A 1,746-nucleotide genomic window follows, 5' to 3' on the forward strand; every position below is an offset into this window, starting at 1 on the left:
TACCGATCGCAAGAACCGCTCCAGGAAGTGCATAACCAAAGCCTAGCAATCGATTGACCCAGCTTAAGCGCGCATTCATCCTCACTGAGTAAGCAAAAAATACTGCGAGTACAACTGAAATTACTGCAGTCAAAACTGAAACAGATAAAGAATTACTCAACCAATCTAGATATCGAATATCAATTGTCAGACCTTGCTTAAAGAGTAATTGCACGAGTGCAAATGCTGGCAATAAGAATCCGCACAAAAGCGTAGCACCACAAAATGCAAATGCAAAAAAAGCTTTCTTACCGCGCAGAGATTTAGCTAATGTCTTACCTCTTGAAGATGAGGCATAACGCAATTTTGAACGGCTACTCTGCTCAATAAAGAAGATGAGTAGGACAAAACTCAACAGGCCTAAGGCAAGCTGCACCGCAGCCACACGGTCACCAAAAGAAAGCCAAGCCTTAAAGATACCGGTTGCAAAGGTCTGCACACCAAAGTAAGAAACCGCCCCAAAATCAGCCAAGACCTCCATGAGTGCCAAGGCCATCCCGGCGAAGATGGCTGGTCTTGCCATAGGCAACACCAACTTCGTAAACCCTTGCAGAGGACTGTAGCCAAGGGTTTCTGAAACCTCAATCAATCGACCGCTACGCTCTAGAAAAGCAGTGCGGGTAATGAGGTAGACATAGGGAAAGAGACAGAATGAAAAAGACCAAATAGCCCCACTCAATGAGCGCGGATCTGGAAAGAACCATAAGGACTCCATTCCGAGCATGCTACGAAGGCCACTTTGTATCGGCCCAGAAAACTGCAGCAGATCAACAAATAAATAAGCCATGACGTAAGTAGGGACGGCCAAGGGAAGAATTAAGGCCCACTCAAATATTTTTTTACCAGGGAATTCATAGCTAGCAATGATCCAGGCATTGCCGACACCCAGGATAAACACTCCGACACCAACACCAAGTATGAGCACCAAGGTGGAAGCAATATATCCGCCCAACACAAAGTTCCATAAATGACTCAGAGTGCCGCTGGCTAATAACTCACTTCCGGGAAATAGGAATGGCGCTGCCAAGCCAAATAGGGGCAAAAATAACAACAGGGCAAGCAGCACCACAATACGATTCATTCAATCCACAATCCGTTTAGACTCTAGCTATGTATTAAACCACTAGCATTAATGAGAAAATTATAGGGATGAACTCGACTCACACACTGCTTTCTATCAAACAGCTGGAAATTGACTATCCCAGCCTGGATGGTCAAGGACGCGTAACAGCTGTCAAAGGCCTCAATCTGGATCTTGCCCAGGGTGAAATTGGATGCCTATTGGGCTCCTCAGGCTGCGGGAAGTCTACTGTGCTCCGAGCTATCTGTGGATTTGAGCCAGTAAAAGCCGGTGAGATTCTCTTGCGGGATCAGCTTGTGAGCTCTGCTTCGACCCATACTCCGCCAAACCAAAGAAAAGTAGGGATGGTCTTTCAAGACTTCGCCCTCTTCCCTCATCTGAATGTTTTAGAAAATATTGCCTTTGGCCTTCAGCACCTCCCCAGCCAGCAAAGATCGAGTGTTGCCAAGGAATGGCTTGGAAGAGTCTCACTCTCAGACAAGGCTGATGCCTATCCTCATGAACTGAGCGGCGGACAACAACAACGAGTGGCACTGGCAAGGGCGATGGCGCCGGAGCCTGTCTTGATTTTGCTTGATGAACCCTTCTCCAGTCTCGATATTGAACTGAGGGAGCGTCTTGCGGGT

General features: G+C 47.2%; 2 protein-coding genes. One reads left to right on the top strand and one right to left on the bottom strand.

The window, feature by feature from the left end:
- A partial coding sequence (locus tag B7X71_RS16410) for an iron ABC transporter permease (RefSeq protein WP_293601518.1) occupies positions 1-1,120 on the bottom strand: 1,120 nt, incomplete at its 3' end.
- 68 nt (positions 1,121-1,188) lie between these two features.
- Here B7X71_RS16410 and B7X71_RS16415 point away from each other — a divergent pair.
- Positions 1,189-1,746 (top strand): ATP-binding cassette domain-containing protein (locus tag B7X71_RS16415; protein ID WP_293601519.1); only part of this gene is annotated, 558 nt, incomplete at its 3' end.

The organism is Polynucleobacter sp. 39-46-10 (assembly GCF_002282275.1).